The sequence below is a fragment of the Fimbriimonas sp. LA-C6 genome, from assembly GCF_055398105.1.
Genome location: NZ_AP038796.1, coordinates 1,812,836 through 1,830,948, shown reverse-complemented (window position 1 = coordinate 1,830,948; position 18,113 = coordinate 1,812,836). Strand labels below are relative to the sequence as shown.

The 18,113-nt window shown below is 54.5% G+C and carries 17 protein-coding genes; 14 read left to right on the top strand and 3 right to left on the bottom strand.

Annotation, left to right across the window (positions count from 1 at the left end):
• The first annotated feature begins 80 nt into the window (after positions 1-80).
• The 3 genes from ACZ51B_RS08525 (at position 81) to ACZ51B_RS08515 (ending at position 4,514) form a co-directional block, all read left to right on the top strand.
• Entirely contained in the window at positions 81-632 is a 552-nt protein-coding gene (locus ACZ51B_RS08525; RefSeq protein ID WP_464296816.1) for a DUF4943 family protein, read from the top strand.
• A gap of 159 nt (positions 633-791) precedes the next feature.
• Complete coding sequence (locus tag ACZ51B_RS08520) at positions 792-3,956, top strand: family 78 glycoside hydrolase catalytic domain (RefSeq protein WP_464296815.1); 3,165 nt, start codon at positions 792-794, stop codon at positions 3,954-3,956.
• Positions 3,957-4,043: 87 nt separating this feature from the next.
• Positions 4,044-4,514: a hypothetical protein gene (locus ACZ51B_RS08515; RefSeq protein ID WP_464296814.1), complete on the top strand. Its 471-nt coding sequence runs from the start codon at positions 4,044-4,046 to the stop codon at positions 4,512-4,514.
• On the opposite strand, the gene ACZ51B_RS08510 is transcribed toward ACZ51B_RS08515, so the two are convergent.
• Positions 4,511-5,143, bottom strand: a complete 633-nt coding sequence (locus ACZ51B_RS08510) for a thiamine diphosphokinase (protein WP_464296813.1) — start codon at positions 5,141-5,143, stop codon at positions 4,511-4,513. The genes ACZ51B_RS08515 and ACZ51B_RS08510 overlap by 4 nt on opposite strands.
• A gap of 214 nt (positions 5,144-5,357) precedes the next feature.
• Between ACZ51B_RS08510 and dnaA the strand changes: the two genes are divergently transcribed.
• The 10 genes from dnaA to ACZ51B_RS08460 all read left to right on the top strand — a co-directional run bounded on the left by dnaA (position 5,358) and on the right by ACZ51B_RS08460 (position 14,200).
• Positions 5,358-6,743: a chromosomal replication initiator protein DnaA gene (dnaA, locus tag ACZ51B_RS08505; protein WP_464296812.1), complete on the top strand. Its 1,386-nt coding sequence runs from the start codon at positions 5,358-5,360 to the stop codon at positions 6,741-6,743.
• A 30-nt stretch (positions 6,744-6,773) separates the two neighbouring features.
• On the top strand, positions 6,774-7,529 hold the full coding sequence (locus tag ACZ51B_RS08500; protein WP_464296811.1) for a creatininase family protein: 756 nt from the start codon (positions 6,774-6,776) through the stop codon (positions 7,527-7,529).
• 8 nt (positions 7,530-7,537) lie between these two features.
• A complete protein-coding gene (locus ACZ51B_RS08495; RefSeq protein WP_464296810.1) occupies positions 7,538-8,098 on the top strand; it encodes a hypothetical protein in 561 nt (186 codons plus the stop codon).
• Between the two features lie 62 nt (positions 8,099-8,160).
• A complete protein-coding gene (gene hflX, locus ACZ51B_RS08490; RefSeq protein WP_464296809.1) occupies positions 8,161-9,429 on the top strand; it encodes a GTPase HflX in 1,269 nt (422 codons plus the stop codon).
• Positions 9,426-10,241, top strand: a complete 816-nt coding sequence (gene prmC, locus ACZ51B_RS08485; RefSeq protein ID WP_464296808.1) for a peptide chain release factor N(5)-glutamine methyltransferase — start codon at positions 9,426-9,428, stop codon at positions 10,239-10,241. The genes hflX and prmC overlap by 4 nt, the downstream gene beginning before the upstream one ends.
• 23 nt (positions 10,242-10,264) lie before the next feature.
• Entirely contained in the window at positions 10,265-10,801 is a 537-nt protein-coding gene (gene def / locus ACZ51B_RS08480; protein WP_464296807.1) for a peptide deformylase, read from the top strand.
• 6 nt (positions 10,802-10,807) lie between these two features.
• Positions 10,808-11,725, top strand: a complete 918-nt coding sequence (fmt, locus tag ACZ51B_RS08475; protein WP_464296806.1) for a methionyl-tRNA formyltransferase — start codon at positions 10,808-10,810, stop codon at positions 11,723-11,725.
• A gap of 4 nt (positions 11,726-11,729) precedes the next feature.
• Entirely contained in the window at positions 11,730-13,010 is a 1,281-nt protein-coding gene (locus ACZ51B_RS08470) for a TolB family protein (protein WP_464296805.1), read from the top strand.
• A 102-nt stretch (positions 13,011-13,112) separates the two neighbouring features.
• On the top strand, positions 13,113-14,009 hold the full coding sequence (locus ACZ51B_RS08465; RefSeq protein ID WP_464296804.1) for a prepilin-type N-terminal cleavage/methylation domain-containing protein: 897 nt from the start codon (positions 13,113-13,115) through the stop codon (positions 14,007-14,009).
• Positions 14,010-14,011: 2 nt separating this feature from the next.
• Positions 14,012-14,200 carry a hypothetical protein gene (locus ACZ51B_RS08460; protein ID WP_464296803.1) on the top strand — a complete coding sequence of 63 codons (189 nt, stop codon included), beginning with the start codon at positions 14,012-14,014 and terminating at the stop codon, positions 14,198-14,200.
• A 42-nt stretch (positions 14,201-14,242) separates the two neighbouring features.
• Here ACZ51B_RS08460 and ACZ51B_RS08455 read toward each other — a convergent pair whose 3' ends face one another.
• Positions 14,243-16,033 (bottom strand): ABC transporter ATP-binding protein, encoded by a 1,791-nt coding sequence (locus tag ACZ51B_RS08455; protein WP_464296802.1) that lies wholly within the window; start codon positions 16,031-16,033, stop codon positions 14,243-14,245.
• Between the two features lie 100 nt (positions 16,034-16,133).
• Between ACZ51B_RS08455 and phoU the strand changes: the two genes are divergently transcribed.
• The gene (phoU, locus tag ACZ51B_RS08450; protein ID WP_464296801.1) at positions 16,134-16,784 is read left to right on the top strand and encodes a phosphate signaling complex protein PhoU; all 651 of its coding nucleotides are present in this window, start codon (positions 16,134-16,136) and stop codon (positions 16,782-16,784) included.
• A gap of 2 nt (positions 16,785-16,786) precedes the next feature.
• Here phoU and ACZ51B_RS08445 read toward each other — a convergent pair whose 3' ends face one another.
• The gene (locus ACZ51B_RS08445) at positions 16,787-18,100 is read right to left on the bottom strand and encodes a hemolysin family protein (protein WP_464296800.1); all 1,314 of its coding nucleotides are present in this window, start codon (positions 18,098-18,100) and stop codon (positions 16,787-16,789) included.
• Positions 18,101-18,113: the final 13 nt, after the last annotated feature.

Here is an 18,113-nt window from a genome sequence, read left to right as displayed (position 1 = left end):
TTGAGTCACCTGTTTGAAGTCTTAGTCCGTTCGCATGATAACGGGATTGGTAGTGAGGCGTCCAAGTTTTCAGGTGATTCATGAGACGAACTTTTATCTTCCTTGTAGTTCTTTTGGCGAGCTTGGCGGAGGGCCAAGCTGGTGCGGGGCAATCGCAATCGGCCACTTTGGCCGAAACGCCATCTGAGGCGTCGGTCAGACGAATTTTGCAGCAGATGTTGCAGGGTGGCGGTATGAGTGGGATTGCCCCGGCGTTTCCTAAACAACTCTCATGGGGTGATATTCCGGCCTTGATGAAGCACATCCATAGCAAAGCTCGACTACAGACTTTGCTGGTGAACCCGATTTCGTCTTTTCACCAACGGTCGTGTACGGAAGGGATGATGGCGTTATGGCTGGTAGAAGGGATCCGTAAAGGAAACAAGTTTGCATCTTTGAATCCGCTTTGTCTGCCTAAACAAGCAGGGGTGGCTGACCGGGAGATTGTCTCTGAAGAGCAGCACAAAAGTGTGACGGCGGCTTATGAAGCTTGGTGGAAGCGTGTTTCAGGCTTGCCGAAAGAGAAGGCTTGTCTAATCGATCCTCTGAAAGATTCCGGGCTGAGCTGGTATGGATCGAACATTCCCTCTTGACTATGGATATAGCACAGGAATGACAATTGATGAGCTGATTCATGACAAATTTCTGAATTGACCTAAATCGATGCCTTCGCTCACCACTGAGCGTCGGCACTTACCGTAATCTGGCGTTTATAGACCCTTTTGGGGGTTTTACGGACGGATTCAGAAACGATGTTAGCAACGCTGTTGTTTTCCCATGTCTTGTACGCGCCGGTGTCACACGCCGATGTTGCGCCTGCAAAACTTCGAGTCGAATATCTCGTCAATCCAATTGGTTTAGGTGAGCAGAAGCCTCGACTGAGCTGGATTGTTGAGTCTCCACAGCGGGGAGCTGTTCAAAGTGCTTACCGTGTATTGGTTGCCAGTTCTCCGCAGCTTCTGAAGCAAGGGGTTGGTGATCTTTGGGACTCTGGTCGTGTGACTAGCGATCAGACCGCGCACGTGGAGTATGGGGGCAAGCCGTTGGCCACGGGGCAACGGGTCTTTTGGAAGGTCGCAACTTGGGGCTCGGGCTCCGGTGCTCCTCACGAGAGTAAGCCAGCGTTTTGGCAGATGGGTCTTTTGAGCCCTACCGATTGGAAGGCCAAGTGGATCTCCATGGCCGAAGACGGCGTGCTCCGCCCCGATACGACGGGTGCGAAATGGATTTGGTATCCCGAAGGAAATCCTGCCGTTACGGCTCCTGAGCACACGACACGTCATTTCCGTGTGCAGTTTGACGTTCAAGCTGGTGACATAGAAAGCGCGGTCCTTGGATTTGCGATTGACGACAGTCTTACCGCCAAGCTTAACGGCAAGCAGATCGCGTCGGGAAGTGGTTGGCAGACTTTCACAAATGTCGACATCAAGAGTGCTCTGAAGGCCGGCACCAATGTTTTAGAGATCGATGCGGTGAACGACACATCGCGTGCAGGCTTGTTGATCGCGGGCACGATCAAGTTTGCCGGAGGAGCCTCGCAGAACATTCAGACGACTGGGAAGTGGGAAGCCAGTATTGACGGTTCTTCCTGGAAGGCTGCTATGGAACTTGCTCCTATAGACGGCGAGCCCTACGGGAAGACGAAGTGGCCTAATCCTCCTCGCAAGGCATCGTATTTCCGACGTGACTTTCTTGTCGCAAAGCCTATCAAGCGCGTCACGGCTTATGCGAGTGCCAAGGGTCTTTATCAGATGTTCGTGGATGGGAAGCGAGTTTCAAGCTCGTTCCTGACGCCTGGCTGGACCGACTTCAACAAGCGGATTCAGTATCAGGCTTATGACCTGACGGGTGCTATTAAACAGGGAAGACACACGGTTGGAATGGTGGTCGGCGAGGGTTGGTATCGCGGAAAGATCGCCTGGATGAGTGGTGAGTGCTATGGCACCAAGATCATGGCTTTGGCTCAGATTGAGGTGGAGTATCAGGACGGCACGAAAGACACGGTGGTGACCGACTCTTCTTGGAAGGCCAGCACGGGTCCAATTTTGAGCAACGACCTCCAGTTGGGCGAGACCTACGACGCACGTTTAGAGCTTGGCAACTGGACGGATCCCAACCGGATTGAGCGAGATATTCGAGGACGGAATGTTGAAACAGCGGACATGGGCGCCGCCGAGATGGTGGCTCAACAGAGTCCGACTGTAGCGAAGCTGCAGGAGATCAAGCCGAAGGCGATGACTCACCCTACCCCTGACAGCTATGTGCTGGACCTTGGTCAGAACATGGTGGGTTGGGCTCGCCTGCGGGTATCCGGTGAGGCTGGGAAGACGGTTCGGCTTCGATTTGCAGAGATGCTCAACCCAGACGGCACGATCTATACCACGAACTTGCGCGGTGCGAAGGCGACGGACTACTACACGTTGAAGGGGCAGGGGACCGAGGTTTACGAACCGACCTTCACCTTCCACGGGTTCCGCTATGTGGAGATTGTGGGTTACCCTGGCGTGCCGAATCTTAGCTCGATCACGGGCGTGGTTGTTGGCTCAGACAATCCGAAGACCGGAACCTTTGCCTGCTCCAGTCCTTTGGTGAACCAGCTTCAGAGCAACATCTTCTGGGGTCAGCGCGGCAACTATCTGGAGGTCCCGACGGACTGCCCTCAGCGTGATGAGCGTTTGGGTTGGATGGGTGATGCGCAGATCTTTGCTCGCACCGCAACTTATAACAACGATGTGGCTGCGTTCTTGACCAAGTGGACTCAGGACGTGGTGGATGCACAGTCGGCCGACGGTGGATTCTCCGATGTTTCACCACGCATGGGCGATCCAAACGACGGAGCTCCTGCATGGGGCGACGCGGGTGTGATTGTTCCTTACACTGTGTACCGAGCGTACGGTGATCAGCGATTGCTAGAGAAGCATTACCCTGCCATGCAGAAGTGGATCTCTTACATTCATGATGCGAATCCCGATCACATTTGGGTGAACCGGACGAACAACAACTTCGGCGACTGGCTGAATGCGAACGACGACACGCCTCGTGAAGTGTTGGCTACTGCGTTTTTTGCTCATAGCACTGATTTGGTGGCGAACATTGCGGCTGTTCTTGGTAAGACTGAGGATGTTGCGAAGTACCGAGATCTTCACAACAAGATTAAGGCTGCTTTCGTGGCGAAGTTCGTGGATGCAGACGGCAAGATTCTGGGTGACTCGCAGACGGCGTATGTCGTTGCGTTGCAGTTCCACCTAATTCCCGATTCGATGCGTGAGAATGCAACGAAGCGACTGGTGGATCATATCATGATTGACCGGAAGGGTCATCTTTCGACAGGGTTCCTCGGCGTTGGGTACCTCAATCCGACGCTTACTTCCATGGGGAGGTCGGACGTTGCTTACAAGCTACTTTTGAACGACACTTATCCATCATGGGGTTACTCGATCCGTCAGGGCGCGACCACTATTTGGGAGCGTTGGGATGGCTGGACTAAAGAGAAGGGATTCCAGGATCCTGGGATGAACTCGTTCAACCACTACTCCCTCGGTTCGGTCGGCGAGTGGATGTATGCATCGGTTGCAGGCATCGATCTCGATGAAAAGGTCCCTGGATATAAGAAGATCGTGGTGAAACCGATTCCTGGTGGAGAGTTTAAGTGGGCAAAAGCAACGCTTGACTCTATGCACGGAAAGATCGAGTCTGGTTGGAAGGTGAGCGGGAAGCGATTTGAGCTGAACGTGGTTGTTCCGGCCAATACGAAGGCTATCATCTACGTGCCTGCAGCGTCGGAATCCGACGTTACGGAAGGCGAGGTTCTGGCTTCCGCAGCTGAGGGTGTTCGATTCGTACGGATGGAGAACGGTCGTGCAGTCTATGAGGTAGGCGGCGGCAAGTACCACTTCAAATCGAAGATGGCTCAGTAGGAGTTAAGGGTGAGGGCAGTTAAGACTTGCCCTCACTTGATCTTGGGTCTAGCCAATGCAGCGCGACAGTGTTAGACTGCCGCTTGAATGGTTGAGAACAAAAGCTTTCAGGATGCGACTCTGACGCTCTTGCGAGAGGCCTTTGAAGGGAAGCCGCAGGGACAGAATTTCACTTGGTTTGTCCAAGGGCGGGAAGGCATTTTTGATGCGTTAGACAACATCGATGCGGATGTTGCCTCGGTGCAGCCGGACGAGGAGTGCGCGAGTATCGGCGCTCACGCCTACCATTTGTTGTACATCATGTGCGGAGCGAATATGTGCCACGGTGGCCCCGCGCCCAAGGGCACGTGGGAGTCCACTTGGGAGAAGAACGAGTTCTCTGATGCAGAGTGGGATGGTCTCCGGCGACGCCTACACGAGGAGTACGAGATGTACCTGGAGTGGTTTGCCAAAAACACGGACTGGACTGAGGAGAACGCTTACGTCGCGGCCCTCACGCCTCTCCCACATGTTGCTTACCACCTTGGCGCCATCCGGCAGATCCTACAACTGGTTTAGCACCAATACGGCGCGCCTTCGGTCTCGAACACTAGAAGGGCGGCACCATCATGAACGTGGATGTGAACTTCTCCAAGTCCTTGGTTAGAAATGGACGTTGGGCCGTAGGGCGTTAATTCCACGTGGTCCAGGGGCCAGCGGACGCCTGTCATGGTGACTTTGCAGGCAAGGAGTGGGAGAAGGGAGACCCGTTTTTCGCTGTGAAAAGTAGTGTGAGATGGCCCCATCATGGGCTTGCCAATACCGGTTCGGAGTGCGAAATGGACGTCTGCTTCGGCTTTGAGTGAGCTGTGGACAGTGGCGATGACGTGGTCGAGGCGGTCGCCTTCTAGCCCGCACAAAGTAATCGCAGAGTGGCCCATTTGTTTGCAGAGAGCCAGCAGTTTGTCGCAGTCGGAGGTCTCCTGATCGTCGTCGGCAACGAGCAGTTCTTGGTTCTCTCTTGCTTCTTGGGAAATCGAATCGAGGTCACCAATGGTTGCGTTGGGGGTGATTCCCAGGCGGTGTAAGGTGTCCGCTCCACCGTCTGCTGCGAGGATGACATCCGCGCTTTTTGCCCACGCTAAGACCTGTTCTGGGACGTAGTCATTGCCTGCCAGAACTCCTAAAACTCTGCTCGGAAGAGCCATACACGATCAGGGTACTTGGAGCGGACCGGTTTTCGTCTGCAAACTACCAACTTACGACAGGTCTCACGAAATTTGAAAAATTTTTGAGGCTTTTTGAGGCTTTGTTTCGTTTATTTCTAATTATCCGCAATGACTGTAAAAATGACCGGGCAGGGCTCTCCCGCTGTGTATAATCGACAGCCTTAGGAAGATTTATCGACCTATGCAACCCGTCATGAGAGAGCAATTAACATTTGAGGATGATTATGATTTTCTTAGTTTACAGCGATCTTGGGATGGCGTTCTTCGTAGGTTAGGGCCTGAAGTTCCTTCTGCTTGGTTCGAGCGATTTATCCGTGTCTTGGTGCCCACTAGCTTCAAAGATGGGGTCGTTACCTTGTCTGCGCCAGGCCGATTTGTGCACGAGTGGGTTAAGGAGAGATACCTTGGCACCATTCAAACTCTTCTAAGTGACGAACTCGGCTTTGGCGTGATTGTGGAGCTCAAGATGGAGCCTCGCGAGAAGCCCATTGCTGCAGAACAGAAGCAGCAGGTCACCGTGAGCCCTGTCGTTCCGAGACTTGAATCAGAGCCATTTCGGCCCATGGACAAGTTCAGCTTTGACAGCTATGTCACCGGCCAGAGCAACCGGCTGGCTGTTGCTGGCGCAAAGGCAGTGGCTTCAGAGCCTGGCACGAAGTACAACCCGCTGTTCATTTATGGGGCGAGTGGTTTGGGAAAGACCCACTTGCTGCATGCCATTGCCCGCGAGATTCAACGCCACAGCCCGCAGTACCCGCTGGTTTACATCAGCGCTCAGCAGTTCGCCGAAGAGTTTGTGGTGGCGCTTCAGACCAACCGGATTGACCAGTTCCGGCGCGCTCAGCGTGCGCCGGGCGTTTGGTTGGTGGACGACATTCAGTTCATCGCTGGTAAAGATAAGACCCAGGAAGAGATCTTCCATACGTTCAACCACTTGCACTCTATGGGTAAGCAGATCGTGCTTACTTCGGACCGTCCTCCAAGAGATTTGTATTTGATGGACGAGCGGTTGCGGTCTCGGTTTGAGGCCGGACTCGTGGCCGACGTTCAGATGCCGGATACCGAGACGCGTTGTGCGATTTTGCTGAGCAAGGCTGCTCAGGAGCGAGTGGATTTGAAGCACGATGTGGCGATGTTCTTGGCAGAAAACGTGCCGGGGAACATTCGTATTCTGGAAGGCGCACTGACGAAGCTGGTGGTGATGGCGAGTGTGGAGAATGCGCCGCTACGCCTGGACCTAGCGACGTTGATGGTCGAGCAGTATTACCGCTCTGGCATGTTGGCCAAGCCCGGATTTGACCAGATTGTGAACGCTGTCAGTCGTCATTTTAAGATCACGTCCGACGAGATCATGGGTGCTTCGAGAAAGGCTCCTATTGTCCATGCTCGGCACATTGCTGTGTACATCACACGAGAGATCACCGGTGATTCTTGGAAGCATATCGGTGGCTTATTTGGCGACCGCGACCACACATCGATGATGCACGGCTACCAGAAGGTGAGCGAGATGATGAATGGCGATAAGGATCTGCGCGCCACCGTGAAGATGCTCATCCGAAACCTGTATCCAGAAGCGTAGAATCGTCTGATTTCCTGCCAGAATCCGAGCATGAAGCTCCAAGAGATGACTTGGCAGGAAGTCGAGGCGACATCGCGTGAGGTGGTTGTGTTGATCCCCACCGGCTCTTTGGAGCAACACGGTCCTCATCTTCCGCTTTTTACGGATAGCCTGCTTGTGGGAGCGGTGGCTAATGCTGTCGAGGCACAGATGGCGCATCAGGTGCTTTTGACCCCCACTCTATGGCTTGGTGCCAGCGGTCACCACTTGGCTTTTCCCGGAACACTTAGCAACAGTTTTGAGGCGTATATCCAGTCGATTGAGAGTGTGGTGGAGTCTTTGGTGCCTCACGGATTTCGCAAGTTCTATGTGATCAACGGTCACGGGGGCAACAACGATCCGAACGGTGTGGCCATGCGTAAGCTGAAAGCCAAGTACCTTACGTGCACCTTCGGATATGCAGGTTACAGCGTGTTTGCAGATCAGGCGATGGAAGATTCGCTGAAGGGGCCAACTAAGACGATGCGGCATGCTTGTGAGGCAGAAGCGAGTTTGATGCTGCACCTTTATCCTGAACTGGTTCGGAAGGATCTTCTTAGGAACGACGGCTTGCGAACCGAGCCACCTGTGCGCGGCGTGGTGCATCACTTTGACGAGATGACCGAGCAAGGGTCGTTTGGTGAAGCGACGTTTGCGACAGCGGAGACCGGGAAAGTGATCTTCGAGGCAGCTGTTCAGGGAGTATGCGCGGAACTAAAGGCAATATGTGAAGGATATGTCCTAGTAGGAAACCGGGCCTTGGAGTAATATCGGTAATGATGTATAGGACTCTCGCACTTGCGCCCCTCGCTGTGATCAGCATCAGCTCGGCATCCGCACAAAGTAGTCAAGTTCAGATCGCTGGTAGCGTTGGAGCGTATTTTCCATCGAGCCGAGAGATTCGCGATACATTTGGCAACACTCTTGTTTCATGGGGACTTTCCCCGGCGGACATCAAGCCAGGTGAAGTAGGCAAGCTCACTCCAAACTTCGGGTTCATTACGGGCAACAAAAACGGGAACAAGTTCTTGTTGGTACCAGTGACCATGGGTTATGAGTATCACTTTGGCGAGAATGGGAGAGGTTACGGAAAGAGTCGCGATGCTGTTTACTATGCGCGACTTGAGGCTGGAGCGTCGTATTACGACTATAGCCTGAACCTCGCTGGTGCTCACTTGGCATCCAAGCGATTTGCTCCAACAGGTGCCGCTGAGCTAGGTGTGATCTTGAACCAGAGCACCAAGTTGAGTGCTAAATATCACTTTTTCCAAAAGGTAGATGGGTTGAACTTTAACGGCCTTCAGGTTCAGCTCACCTTCAAACTGTTTGGTCTGTAATACGACATGCGTCGGGGGTAATCCTTGCGTTGTGTTGCAGATATCCCTGACGCAATCATCGTATGTCTAAAACCGTTTCCGTAGAAAAAGAAATCGAAAAAGCAGTCCTCGTTTATGTGAACGAGGACGAATCTGAAGACAGAATTGTCGAAGAGGAGTTGGAGGGTCTTTGTGAGGCCGCCAACGTCATTCCTCTTGCGGGCATTCGCCAACGTCTTGATCGCCCTTACAAGACCAACTATGTTGGCAAGGGAAAGGTTGAAGAGATCTCAGCCTTGGTCCGAGAGACTCGGGCGGACGTTGTGCTGGTGGATGCCGAACTGAGTGGCATTCAACTTCGTAACCTTGGTGAGTCTTGTCAGGTCAAGATCATCGATCGCACTCAGCTCATTCTGGACATCTTCGCTCGCCGAGCGCGTACTCGTGAGGGAATGTTGCAGGTTGAACTTGCTCAGCTCACGTACATGCTGCCGAAGCTGATGAGCGTGTATACCAAGTTCGAGCGGCAGAAGGGTGGTATCGGTATGCGCGGTCCGGGTGAGACCAAGCTAGAGACCGACAAGCGTTTGGTGCGTGACCGGATTTCGCGGCTTCAGGAAGAGATTGAGGACGTCAAGCGTGTTCGCGAGCAGCAGCGTATTGGGCGTCGACGAAACCCGTTTCCGTTCGCTTCCATCGCGGGCTACACCTCCTCGGGCAAGAGTACGCTCATGAACCGTATGTCCGGCACCGAGTTGCTGGCGGATGCGATGCCGTTTGCTACTTTAGATCCCACGACTAGGAAGATTGATCTGCCAGACGGGTACGCGATGTTTCTGACCGATACGGTTGGATTCATCCGGAACCTGCCGACTCACTTGGTTGCTGCGTTCCGTTCGACTTTGGAAGAAGTGGTTCATGCCGACTTCGTACTGCACATTGTGGATGTAAGCAATCCAGATTGGGACATCCAGCGCGACGCCGTGCTTGAGACCATGAACAACCTGAAGGCGGGCGATAAGCCGATGATCACGGTGTTCAATAAGATTGACGCGCTGGAGGATTCGACTCTGGTTCGTCGATTGGTGGCTGAGTGGCCGAACAGTGTTGCGATCTCCGCGCTTACGGGCGAAGGCATGGAAGACATGATGCGGCTGATCGTGAAGCAGGTTCAAGAACTGCTGGGATTGGTCAAGGCGATCATTCCTTATAGCGATACCCAGCTGCTGCAATCGTGCTACGACTTTGGTCGCGTTCATACGGTGGACTACCGCGAGGACGGCATCTACATCGAAGCAGAGCTCGTGGAAGAGATGCGGCTGAAGCTGGCTAAGTTCATGATCCCCTCATGAACCTGGGAGAGTGGCTGCGACACGCAGAGGCGAGGTTGGTGTCGGCTGGGATCGAGACCCCTCGGATTGAGGTGCAGATGCTGGCCTGCCATATCTTGAGGGTGGATCGCACGTGGCTGCTGACCCACCCGGAGCACGAGTTTCCTGAATTGGCGGGTGAGGGTCTACTTCAGAGGCGAGAGCGGCGCGAGCCTCTGGCCTACATTCTTGGTTGGCGAGAGTTCTTTGGGCGTCGCTTTGCCGTGAGCCAGGCAGTGTTGATCCCCCGGCAAGACACAGAGATCTTGGTGGAGGCTGCCTTGGAGCTTGATGCCCGGACCGTGCTGGATATAGGGACAGGAAGTGGCTGTATTGCATCGACCTTGAAGCTGGAGCGGCCAGCTTGGAGTGTGACAGCCGTCGACATCAGTGAAAGCGCTTTGGAACTGGCTACTCAGAATGGCAAGGACCTCGGGGCGGAAGTCGAGTGGGTTTTGTCGGACGGGTTTGAGTCGTTAGGTCAGCGGCGGTTTGATGTGGTGGTAAGCAACCCACCATATATTGGCGAGCATGAACCGCTAGAGCCTGAGGTTCGGGTTCACGAGCCTTCGTTGGCGTTGTTCTCCGGTGAGGATGGGCTAGAGTTCTACAAAAGGCTAGCCAAGGAGACCCCAGCGCATTTGGAGCCGGATGGCCAGATTCTGTTGGAAGTGGGCTACCAGCAAGCTACGGCAGTGCGAGAGTTGTTTGAGGCCCAGGGCTGGATTTGGAAGCGGACGGTGAACGACCTGTCGGGAATTGCCAGGGTTGTGCACCTGTGTTGGCCCGCTTAGTGTAGGCGGGTACCCTTAAGAGTATGCAAATCGTTGTGCCGGATCAATATAAACACCTCTACGTTCAGAACGATGAACGTCCTGTTGTAAAGATCCCAGCAGACGTTCTTAGGGCAAAAGCCAGTGAGATCGCCAAGGTCACCAAGAAGACTCAGTTGATCGTGGACGAAATGATGCGCGTGATGCGTAAGGCAAACGGCATTGGGCTTGCGGCTCCTCAGCTGGGTATCTCACAGCGGATCATTGTGATTGCCCCCGATGGACACCGACCGACGGCGATCATCAATCCGGTGATTGTAAGTTCGGAGGGCGAGTGCGTGATGGAGGAAGGTTGTCTTAGCATTCCTGGGCTCTATGGCGATGTGAAGCGGCCGGAAAAGGTTGTTGTGGATGCTCTAGATCGCAAGGGCCGCGAGATCACTTTGGAGCTTGAAGACATGCCGGCTCGTGTGATCCAGCACGAGATTGACCACTTGGACGGGATCCTTTTTATTGACAAGGTAGACCCAGCGACCTTGCATTGGATTGATCCTGAGCGCAAAGACGCTGGACTTGATTAAACCGATATGCGGCTGATCTACTTTGGCACAGGTGCCTTTGCGCTTCCCGCGTTGCGAGCTTTGGCTCCTCACGTGTGTCTTGTGGTGACCCAGCCGGACCGTCCTGCTGGTCGTGGGTTCAAGACGCATCCCTCGCCAGCAAAGCTGCTCGCGCAAGAGTTGGGGATTCCCTGTGAGACTCCTGAGAAGGCGCGGGCTGCTGAGTTTGTGGAACTGCTGGAGGGGTTGGATGCCGATGCGCTGGTGGTGGCCAGTTACGGTCAAATCCTTTCGCAGCGGGTTTTAGATTCGGCCAAGCATGGTGGGATTAACCTGCACGGTTCGATTCTGCCTCAGTACCGTGGCGCGGCGCCTATTCAGCGGGGCATCTTGGCGGGCGATACCGTTAGCGGCGTGACCCTGATGCAGATGGATAAGGGCATGGATACGGGTGATGTGATCCACATCGAAGAGCTTCCGATCTTGCCCGACGAGACATACGGAGAACTACAGGATCGTCTTGCTTTGCTTGCGGCTGAGATGGCAGTGGAGTGGATGCCGAAGATCGTGGCGGGAGATTACACTCGGACACCTCAGGATCATGAGAAGGCTACTCACTCACCCAAGGTTGAGCGAAGCGAGGCTGAGTTGAGTTGTGCGCGACCTGCGGGAGTTGAGTACAACCGGTTTCGGGCTTTTACGCCGAACCCCGGCGCCTTTATCCAGACGGAGATGGGAAGGGTGAAGTTGGTTCGGATGGGGTTGGCTGCGGATGTTTCCGGTGAGCCTGGCACCATTCTTGCTGTTAACCCGGAACTGACGGTTGCTTTCGAAGGGGGCGCTTTGCAGTTCTTGGAAGTGCAGCCGGAAGGTAAAAAGAGAATGTCGGGAAGAGACTACGCAAACGGGGCACGATTAAAACCCGGAATGCGTTTTGCCATATAAGACCATGCCAGAAAAAAACTCATCGCAACCCAAAATCGCTCAGAGAATGGCGATCCGTACCTTGGTGCTTCTGCTCGTTTTGGGTGGCATGTATCAGGGCTTTCAATATTTTCAGAGCGTGCGAAGTGACCTCGGAGGCTTGAGGAAGGCAGATTCCGAGGGCATGATCGCGGCGATCGAGTATGCAAATGATGGCTCCAAAGCGGTGATCTTAGACCCGAAGGGCGAAATCTCAACGACCAAGAGCTGGAAAGAGGGCATCGTGGACCGAGACCAGGTGTGGTCGCCAGACGGTCACTTCCTGTATTTTTGCAGCGACCGCAAGGACCACTCGTTCCACATCTTTCGGTGGAGCCCTGGTTCACCAGATGCTGAGCAGCGGTCCATTGCCAAGAGCGGACGAAGCCATCCATTTTTCGCTGCGGATCTTCCGGCGAGTGAGAATGAGTCTATGCTGTTGATTGGCGGTGGAGTTGTCCGTGGCATGAATCCGAAGGACTCCACTGCCCCTCAATATCTGCCGCCAATGGGTGCCGAAGTCGTCCAGACTCAGGGTGGAGAAGAAGGTGCGGCTGGTACAGAAGGTGCTTTTGCGGCGGCCTACGGCCAGTTGGGCAACAGCTTCAGAATCGCGAAGTGGCTGAAGCATAAGAAGTACATCGCCACCGTTATGGGACGTGACTCGGGCGAGGCGCTGATCATTCAAGACATGACCCCCAAAGAAGGCAAGCTACCGAAGCCGATGGTGGTAGTAGCTGCAGAGCATATCGACATCACGGTGAGTCCGGCAACGGGTGCCTTGGTCTATGCAGTGCAAGGCTTGAAGCAATCGGCAGAAGAGCTGAAGAGCATGCCCAAGGGCACCAAGGTTTATCGGAACTTCGTAGGCATTGTGGATCCAGAGGATCCTGCGAGCAACGGTTTCTTGCTGAAGAGCACTGGTGACGAGTCGGCCTACGGCATGCCCGCAGTGAGTCCAGATGGGACACAGGTTGCGATCACGGAGGGTGCTTTGGATGCGAGTGCCGGCCTCAAACCAGGTCAGCTGATTCTGACAAGCACCAAGCCAAACTCCCTTGAAGAGAACAAGGTTCTGAGTAAGGGCGAGGTCTTTGAGCCTTCGTGGTCACCGAAGGGGGATCAGATTGTTTTCGCCAAGCGAATCAACGGCAAGCGAGATATCTGCGTGGTCTCCAAGACAGGTGGGGATGAAAAGAACTTGACGAACGGCAAAGGCAACTACGGCTGGCCGATGTTCTCGCCTCAGCTGAAATCCGCCAAGTGAGTCGCTATTCCTGAGGCTTTTGCCTCAGGAAACCTTGGATTTTAGAATTCGTTTAGTGGGGCGGGCTATCAATGCAATTCACCTTGTTTCAGGTGTTTTGTTATGAATAAATTTCATCGAGCCTTTACTCTCATTGAGTTGTTGGTCGTTATCGCAATTATCGCAATCCTAGCGGCGATCCTTTTCCCGGTATTCGCACAGGCTAAGGCGGCCGCGAAGGCCACGGCAAGTCTTTCTAATGTTAAGCAGATCGGTCTTGCGGCAGTGATGTATGCGGGTGACGCGGATGACACGCTCGTCCTATCCCAGTCATATGCCGCCAACGCCCCAGTGGTGAGTCCAGCAGTGAGTTTTCATGGTAAGGCCTTGACGACTTGGAGAGGACTTCTCTTACCTTACATCAAGAGCACGGACCTTATGTATGACCAGTTGGCGACTCCGGCCTACAAGCGTGCTGACTATACGGCTCAGCAGAATGCCAGCATTTTTGGGCACTTCGGAATTAACCACTATTACCTGAGCCCATTTCAGTATGTGACTGGCTGGCCCACTGCCGTGAGTGGGACTGTCGCTGCGAATCCGGCAGATACCGTGTACTTCACGGAGCAGACAAGCTTTGGAACAGAATCAACAACAGTGAACGACGACACCTCGAATGGCGTGTTGTACGTGTCTATGGTGGATGCACCCATGTGCTGGGATAACGCAATCGGTGGTGGTGCCGATCAAGTAGACCCTAATCTGTACTGCTGGTCGAACTGGGGCAAGGACTCGTTCTGGTTTACACAGTTTGGGATCACGCCTCAGCACGGTGGATACACGGGTTCTGTCGCTCCTCGGCATTCGGATGCCTCTTCCACCGCGTTTCTGGACGGACATGCGAAGAAGATGAAGATGGGAGCGCTCGCCGCTGGCACGAACTGGAGTTACAGCATCGCCTCGAACGACCTTCACTTTACTCCCGACTGGAAGTCTAAGTACATTTGGGATCTTCAGTAAAGATGAGAAACGTGATTCTTGCTCTCGGGGTTGCACTGCTGGTTGGATGTGCCAACGGCGACAATGGAAAGTTGGAGGATGCTAAGACGGCTGACGCCAACTATAAGCCAAAGGAGACTGGTGGCTCCAACAAGCCCAAGCTAGACGGCAAGGTTCCAGGAAAGCAGATCTCTCCGGACCAGATCAAATAAGTAATTGGCGGGACTGCTTACGCAATCCCGCCTTTCTGCGCCCTACCCGGCCTGCTGAAGTGCTACTCGGAACTGTTCTCGGTAAAGGCGGGCGTAGAGGCCGTTTAGTTGGAGGAGTTCCTCGTGGGTGCCCTTTTCGGTGACGACTCCCTTCTCCAGCACGATGATGACGTTGGCGTTTACGATGGTGGAGAGTCGGTGGGCTACGACGAAGCTGGTTCGTCCGCGCATGAGGTTGTCTAGGGCGGCTTGGAGGAGGGCTTCGGTGGCGGAGTCTAGGGAGGAGGTGGCTTCGTCTAGGATCAAGATCTTGGGGTCCGCTAGGAGGGCTCGGGCGATGGCCATGCGCTGCTTTTCGCCGACGGAGAGCTTGATACCGTCCTCGCCAATCTTGGTGTCGTAGCCTTCGGGGAGTGCTTCAACGGCTTCGTGGATGCAGGCTGCTTTGGCGGCTTCGATGACCTCTTCATCAGACGCTCCTTCCAAGCCATACCGGATGTTCTCCCGAATGGTTGTATTGAAGAGGATGCTCTCTTGAGCAACTACGCCTACCTGCCGTCGGTAGGATAGGAGTTGTGTGTCTCGGAGGTCGATGCCGTCTACCGTGATCCTGCCGAGTGTGGGATCGTAGTTGCGGAGGAGCAGGCTGGTGATGGTGGTTTTGCCGCTGCCTGAGAATCCGACAAGTGCGACGGTTTGGCCGGGTTGCACATCGAGATCGATGCCTTTCAGGACGGGTTGACCGGCTTCGTATTCGAACCAGACCTCTTCCAGCCGAACGTGTCCTTTGATGGAAGGCATGGGGAGCGCTCCTGGCTTGTCGTCGATGTGGTTTGGCATGTCCATGGTGCGCCAGATGCGGGCCATGGCTGCTTGGGCGCGGGCAATGGGGTCTAGGACCACCAGGAACCGCACGATTGGACCGTAGACGTAGCCGACGCTGAGGGAGAGAAAGGTGACGAGTGTTCCTGCACCCATTTCTCCCTTCAGACATAGGTTGCCGCCGTACCAGAGCACCAGACCCGTGGCGATTCCGCACATGCCGTCTGCGATGGTCCAGAGTCCGCCACCGAGAGCGCCTTGGCGGATGTTGAGGCCCATGAGTTCACGCGTGGTGCTCATGAAGCTTCTGGCTTCAAACCGCTCTTGGCCGAACCCTTTTACTGTTTGGATGCCAGCAAGCTTCTCCTGCATTTGGCCATACATGGCGTCGCGCTTGCCGCGGATCTCGTCGCTGGTCTCTTCTAAAGGGCGATAGAAGCGGCGGAAGTTCCAGATGTAGAGCGGTGCAATGCAGAGACTCATCATCGCCAGAGTTGGATTGACAGTGAGCAGGACGATCAAGACGAGGATGAGCTGAACAAAGTCGCCCATCATGGTCGTGAGGTTTGCGGTGATCAGCTGGTTGACGGTTCCGGCGTCGTTGATGACATTGCTGACGAGCTTTCCGGTCTGGTTCTTCTCGAAGTAAGCCAGGGGAAGCGACTGCATGTGGTGCAGCATCTGCTCGCGCGTGGAGAGGAGGTATCGCTGTCCCAGTGTGGACATGGCGACCGACAGAGCATAGCCCAGGAAACCTTGCGCGGTGGCGAATCCTACGATGTAGGCCAGGTAAAGCACCGTGTTGATGGCCTCGCCCCGTTGGAGTCGGTTTACGATGTCTCCCAGAATCATGGGAGGGAGCAGTCCGAAGGCGCTTTGGAAGACAGTGAGTACGCAGCAGAGGATTGCTAGACCCCGGAACGGTCGCAGTTCTCGGGCCAATCGGGGGATCCATGCTTGGCGTTTTTTCTTCTGGGCTTCAGGCTCCTGGGGGGCGTCAGTTCGAACCATCGGAATGAACGTAGTGTACGGTTTTTAAGGCCTTAAAATAACCTGGTGCCAAGAAATAGTCATAATGGTCTTAACAAATTCGCAGGGATGCGAAAAGGCTATGAGAGTTCACTTTACAGCGCGGTTAGAAGAGATACGATCTGAGGTTATCAGGATGGGGTCGGACGCCAACGAGATGGTCCGAAAGGCGGTCGATGCGACCCTAAATGGCGACGTAGAACTTGCCAAACAGGTGATGGAGATGGACGACAGTGTGGATGCTTACGAGAAGAGCACGATCTCCAAGACAGTCACCACTGTTTTGCAAGAGTCACCGGTTGCGAGAGACCTACGCTTCTTGGTGAGCACCCTTGGTGTTGTGGGCGAGATTGAGAAGATTGGCGATGATGCCGTGAAACTGTCGCGCCGAGCTACCAAATTGAGCGGCCATTTCCCGACTGAGATGAAAGTGGCATTGCTGGAACTGGGCGAGTTGGCTAGGAAGGCATTCTCCGCTTCGTTGAGGCTGTATAGCGAGTACGACGCAACGTTGGCTGATGAGATCGTGAAGGCCGATAAAGAGATTGACACCGCCTACAGCCGAGCAAGAAACCGAGTGTTTGCGCTGATCCAAGAGAATCCCGCTGCTACCGAGCACTTGGTTCGGACGATTGAGTGTTTCCACGCATTGGAGCACGTCGCGGACCATGCTGTGGCGATTGCTGTGAGAATGCGATTGCACTACAGCGAGATTGACGCGCCTCTCAGCTAGGTCTACTCCTCAGTTTCGTCTTCCAGAAGCTGAGGTCTAAGCTGAATGCTTACTCGAGTGATACGACGGCGCGCCATATTTTCGACGCGCATGGTGCCCAGAGTCGTCTCGACACTGTCACCTGGCCGGGCAACGCGGTCTAGGGCGTCGACCATCATCTGAGCCAAGGTGTCGGTGTTATCCTCGGGATCGATGGGCAGGTTGAGTTTTGATACGAGCTCGTCGAATCGGACGTCTGCACGCGCGGAGATTCTTCCGCGCTGAATCTCTTCTATCTGCGGGCGTTCGCTTTCTAGTCGGTCTTCGAGTTCACCGAAAACTTCTTCCACAACGTCTTCGAGGGTGATGAGACCGCTGGTGCCGCCGTACTCGTCCATGACGATGAGAATCTGAGTTTTCTGCTCACGCATGGTTTGAACAATGCGTTCCATGGTGAGGTTCTCAGGAATGGCGACGACTGGGCGAACGATATCTTCCAGCTTGAAATCCGGCTTGGTGAGGCTTTTTACGAAGTCGTGTAGGTAAATGACACCGGCCATGTCATCAATGTCGCCTCGGCACACGGGCAAGCGGGTGTAAGGGACTTTAGAGAGCTTGGCGATGACGCCGTCTTTATCAAGAGAGATGTCGAGCCACTTGATATCGAGCCGGTGCACCATGATGTCGCGGGCGGCCAAGACATCCAGCTTGAGTGCTCGCGTGACCATCTCGGCATGGGTTTTATCGAGAACACCTTCTGCTCCGCCACTCTGGATGAGCATCAGCAGTTCTTCCTTGGGGACTACCTCGCTGGCGTTCTTGCTGAGGTCTACGCCAAAAGGTTTGAGAAACAGGGAGCCAGATTTTTGCACGAGCCAAACGAGCGGGTTGAGCACGGCCACAAACAGCCCGAGCGGACGGAACGTCAGGAGCGCGATTCGGTCGGAGGCATGCAGCGCTAGGTATTTGGGGATGAGTTCTCCAAACACAACCACCAGGAACGTGACGATCACGATGGAGGCGACCGAGAGGAGTCCATCGAATCGATGGGGAATGTATCGACCGAACGCGACCTTCAGCTGCTCGGTGATGAATGGCTCGGTGAGGGAACCTGTACCGATGCCGATCATGGTGATGGCGATCTGGACGCCTGCAACGTAGCTGGACAGGTTCTGAAGCGCCTTTAGTAACGCCTTGGCGCGGCGATTTCCTTTACGTGAAAGCCCTTCAAGGCGGCTTCGTCTGGCGCTGACCATCGAATACTCAGCCGCTACGAAAAACGCGTTTCCTAATATTAGTGCTATGGATGCCAGCAGTAGGGCAGTCTCCGCAGACATGTGCCGCTTATTG

What these genes read in the sequence shown, in the direction of transcription:
- prmC (WP_464296808.1), top strand. Translation starts at nt 9,426, where the DNA reads ATGAACCTGGGAGAGTGGCTGCGACACGCAGAGGCGAGGTTGGTGTCG.
- fmt (WP_464296806.1), top strand. Translation starts at nt 10,808, where the DNA reads ATGCGGCTGATCTACTTTGGCACAGGTGCCTTTGCGCTTCCCGCGTTG.
- ACZ51B_RS08525 (WP_464296816.1), top strand. Translation starts at nt 81, where the DNA reads ATGAGACGAACTTTTATCTTCCTTGTAGTTCTTTTGGCGAGCTTGGCG.
- ACZ51B_RS08495 (WP_464296810.1), top strand. Translation starts at nt 7,538, where the DNA reads ATGATGTATAGGACTCTCGCACTTGCGCCCCTCGCTGTGATCAGCATC.
- ACZ51B_RS08515 (WP_464296814.1), top strand. Translation starts at nt 4,044, where the DNA reads ATGGTTGAGAACAAAAGCTTTCAGGATGCGACTCTGACGCTCTTGCGA.
- phoU (WP_464296801.1), top strand. Translation starts at nt 16,134, where the DNA reads ATGAGAGTTCACTTTACAGCGCGGTTAGAAGAGATACGATCTGAGGTT.
- ACZ51B_RS08460 (WP_464296803.1), top strand. Translation starts at nt 14,012, where the DNA reads ATGAGAAACGTGATTCTTGCTCTCGGGGTTGCACTGCTGGTTGGATGT.
- hflX (WP_464296809.1), top strand. Translation starts at nt 8,161, where the DNA reads ATGTCTAAAACCGTTTCCGTAGAAAAAGAAATCGAAAAAGCAGTCCTC.
- ACZ51B_RS08445 (WP_464296800.1), bottom strand. Translation starts at nt 18,100, where the DNA reads ATGTCTGCGGAGACTGCCCTACTGCTGGCATCCATAGCACTAATATTA.
- ACZ51B_RS08500 (WP_464296811.1), top strand. Translation starts at nt 6,774, where the DNA reads ATGAAGCTCCAAGAGATGACTTGGCAGGAAGTCGAGGCGACATCGCGT.
- dnaA (WP_464296812.1), top strand. Translation starts at nt 5,358, where the DNA reads ATGAGAGAGCAATTAACATTTGAGGATGATTATGATTTTCTTAGTTTA.
- ACZ51B_RS08465 (WP_464296804.1), top strand. Translation starts at nt 13,113, where the DNA reads ATGAATAAATTTCATCGAGCCTTTACTCTCATTGAGTTGTTGGTCGTT.
- ACZ51B_RS08520 (WP_464296815.1), top strand. Translation starts at nt 792, where the DNA reads ATGTTAGCAACGCTGTTGTTTTCCCATGTCTTGTACGCGCCGGTGTCA.
- ACZ51B_RS08455 (WP_464296802.1), bottom strand. Translation starts at nt 16,033, where the DNA reads ATGGTTCGAACTGACGCCCCCCAGGAGCCTGAAGCCCAGAAGAAAAAA.
- ACZ51B_RS08470 (WP_464296805.1), top strand. Translation starts at nt 11,730, where the DNA reads ATGCCAGAAAAAAACTCATCGCAACCCAAAATCGCTCAGAGAATGGCG.
- ACZ51B_RS08510 (WP_464296813.1), bottom strand. Translation starts at nt 5,143, where the DNA reads ATGGCTCTTCCGAGCAGAGTTTTAGGAGTTCTGGCAGGCAATGACTAC.
- def (WP_464296807.1), top strand. Translation starts at nt 10,265, where the DNA reads ATGCAAATCGTTGTGCCGGATCAATATAAACACCTCTACGTTCAGAAC.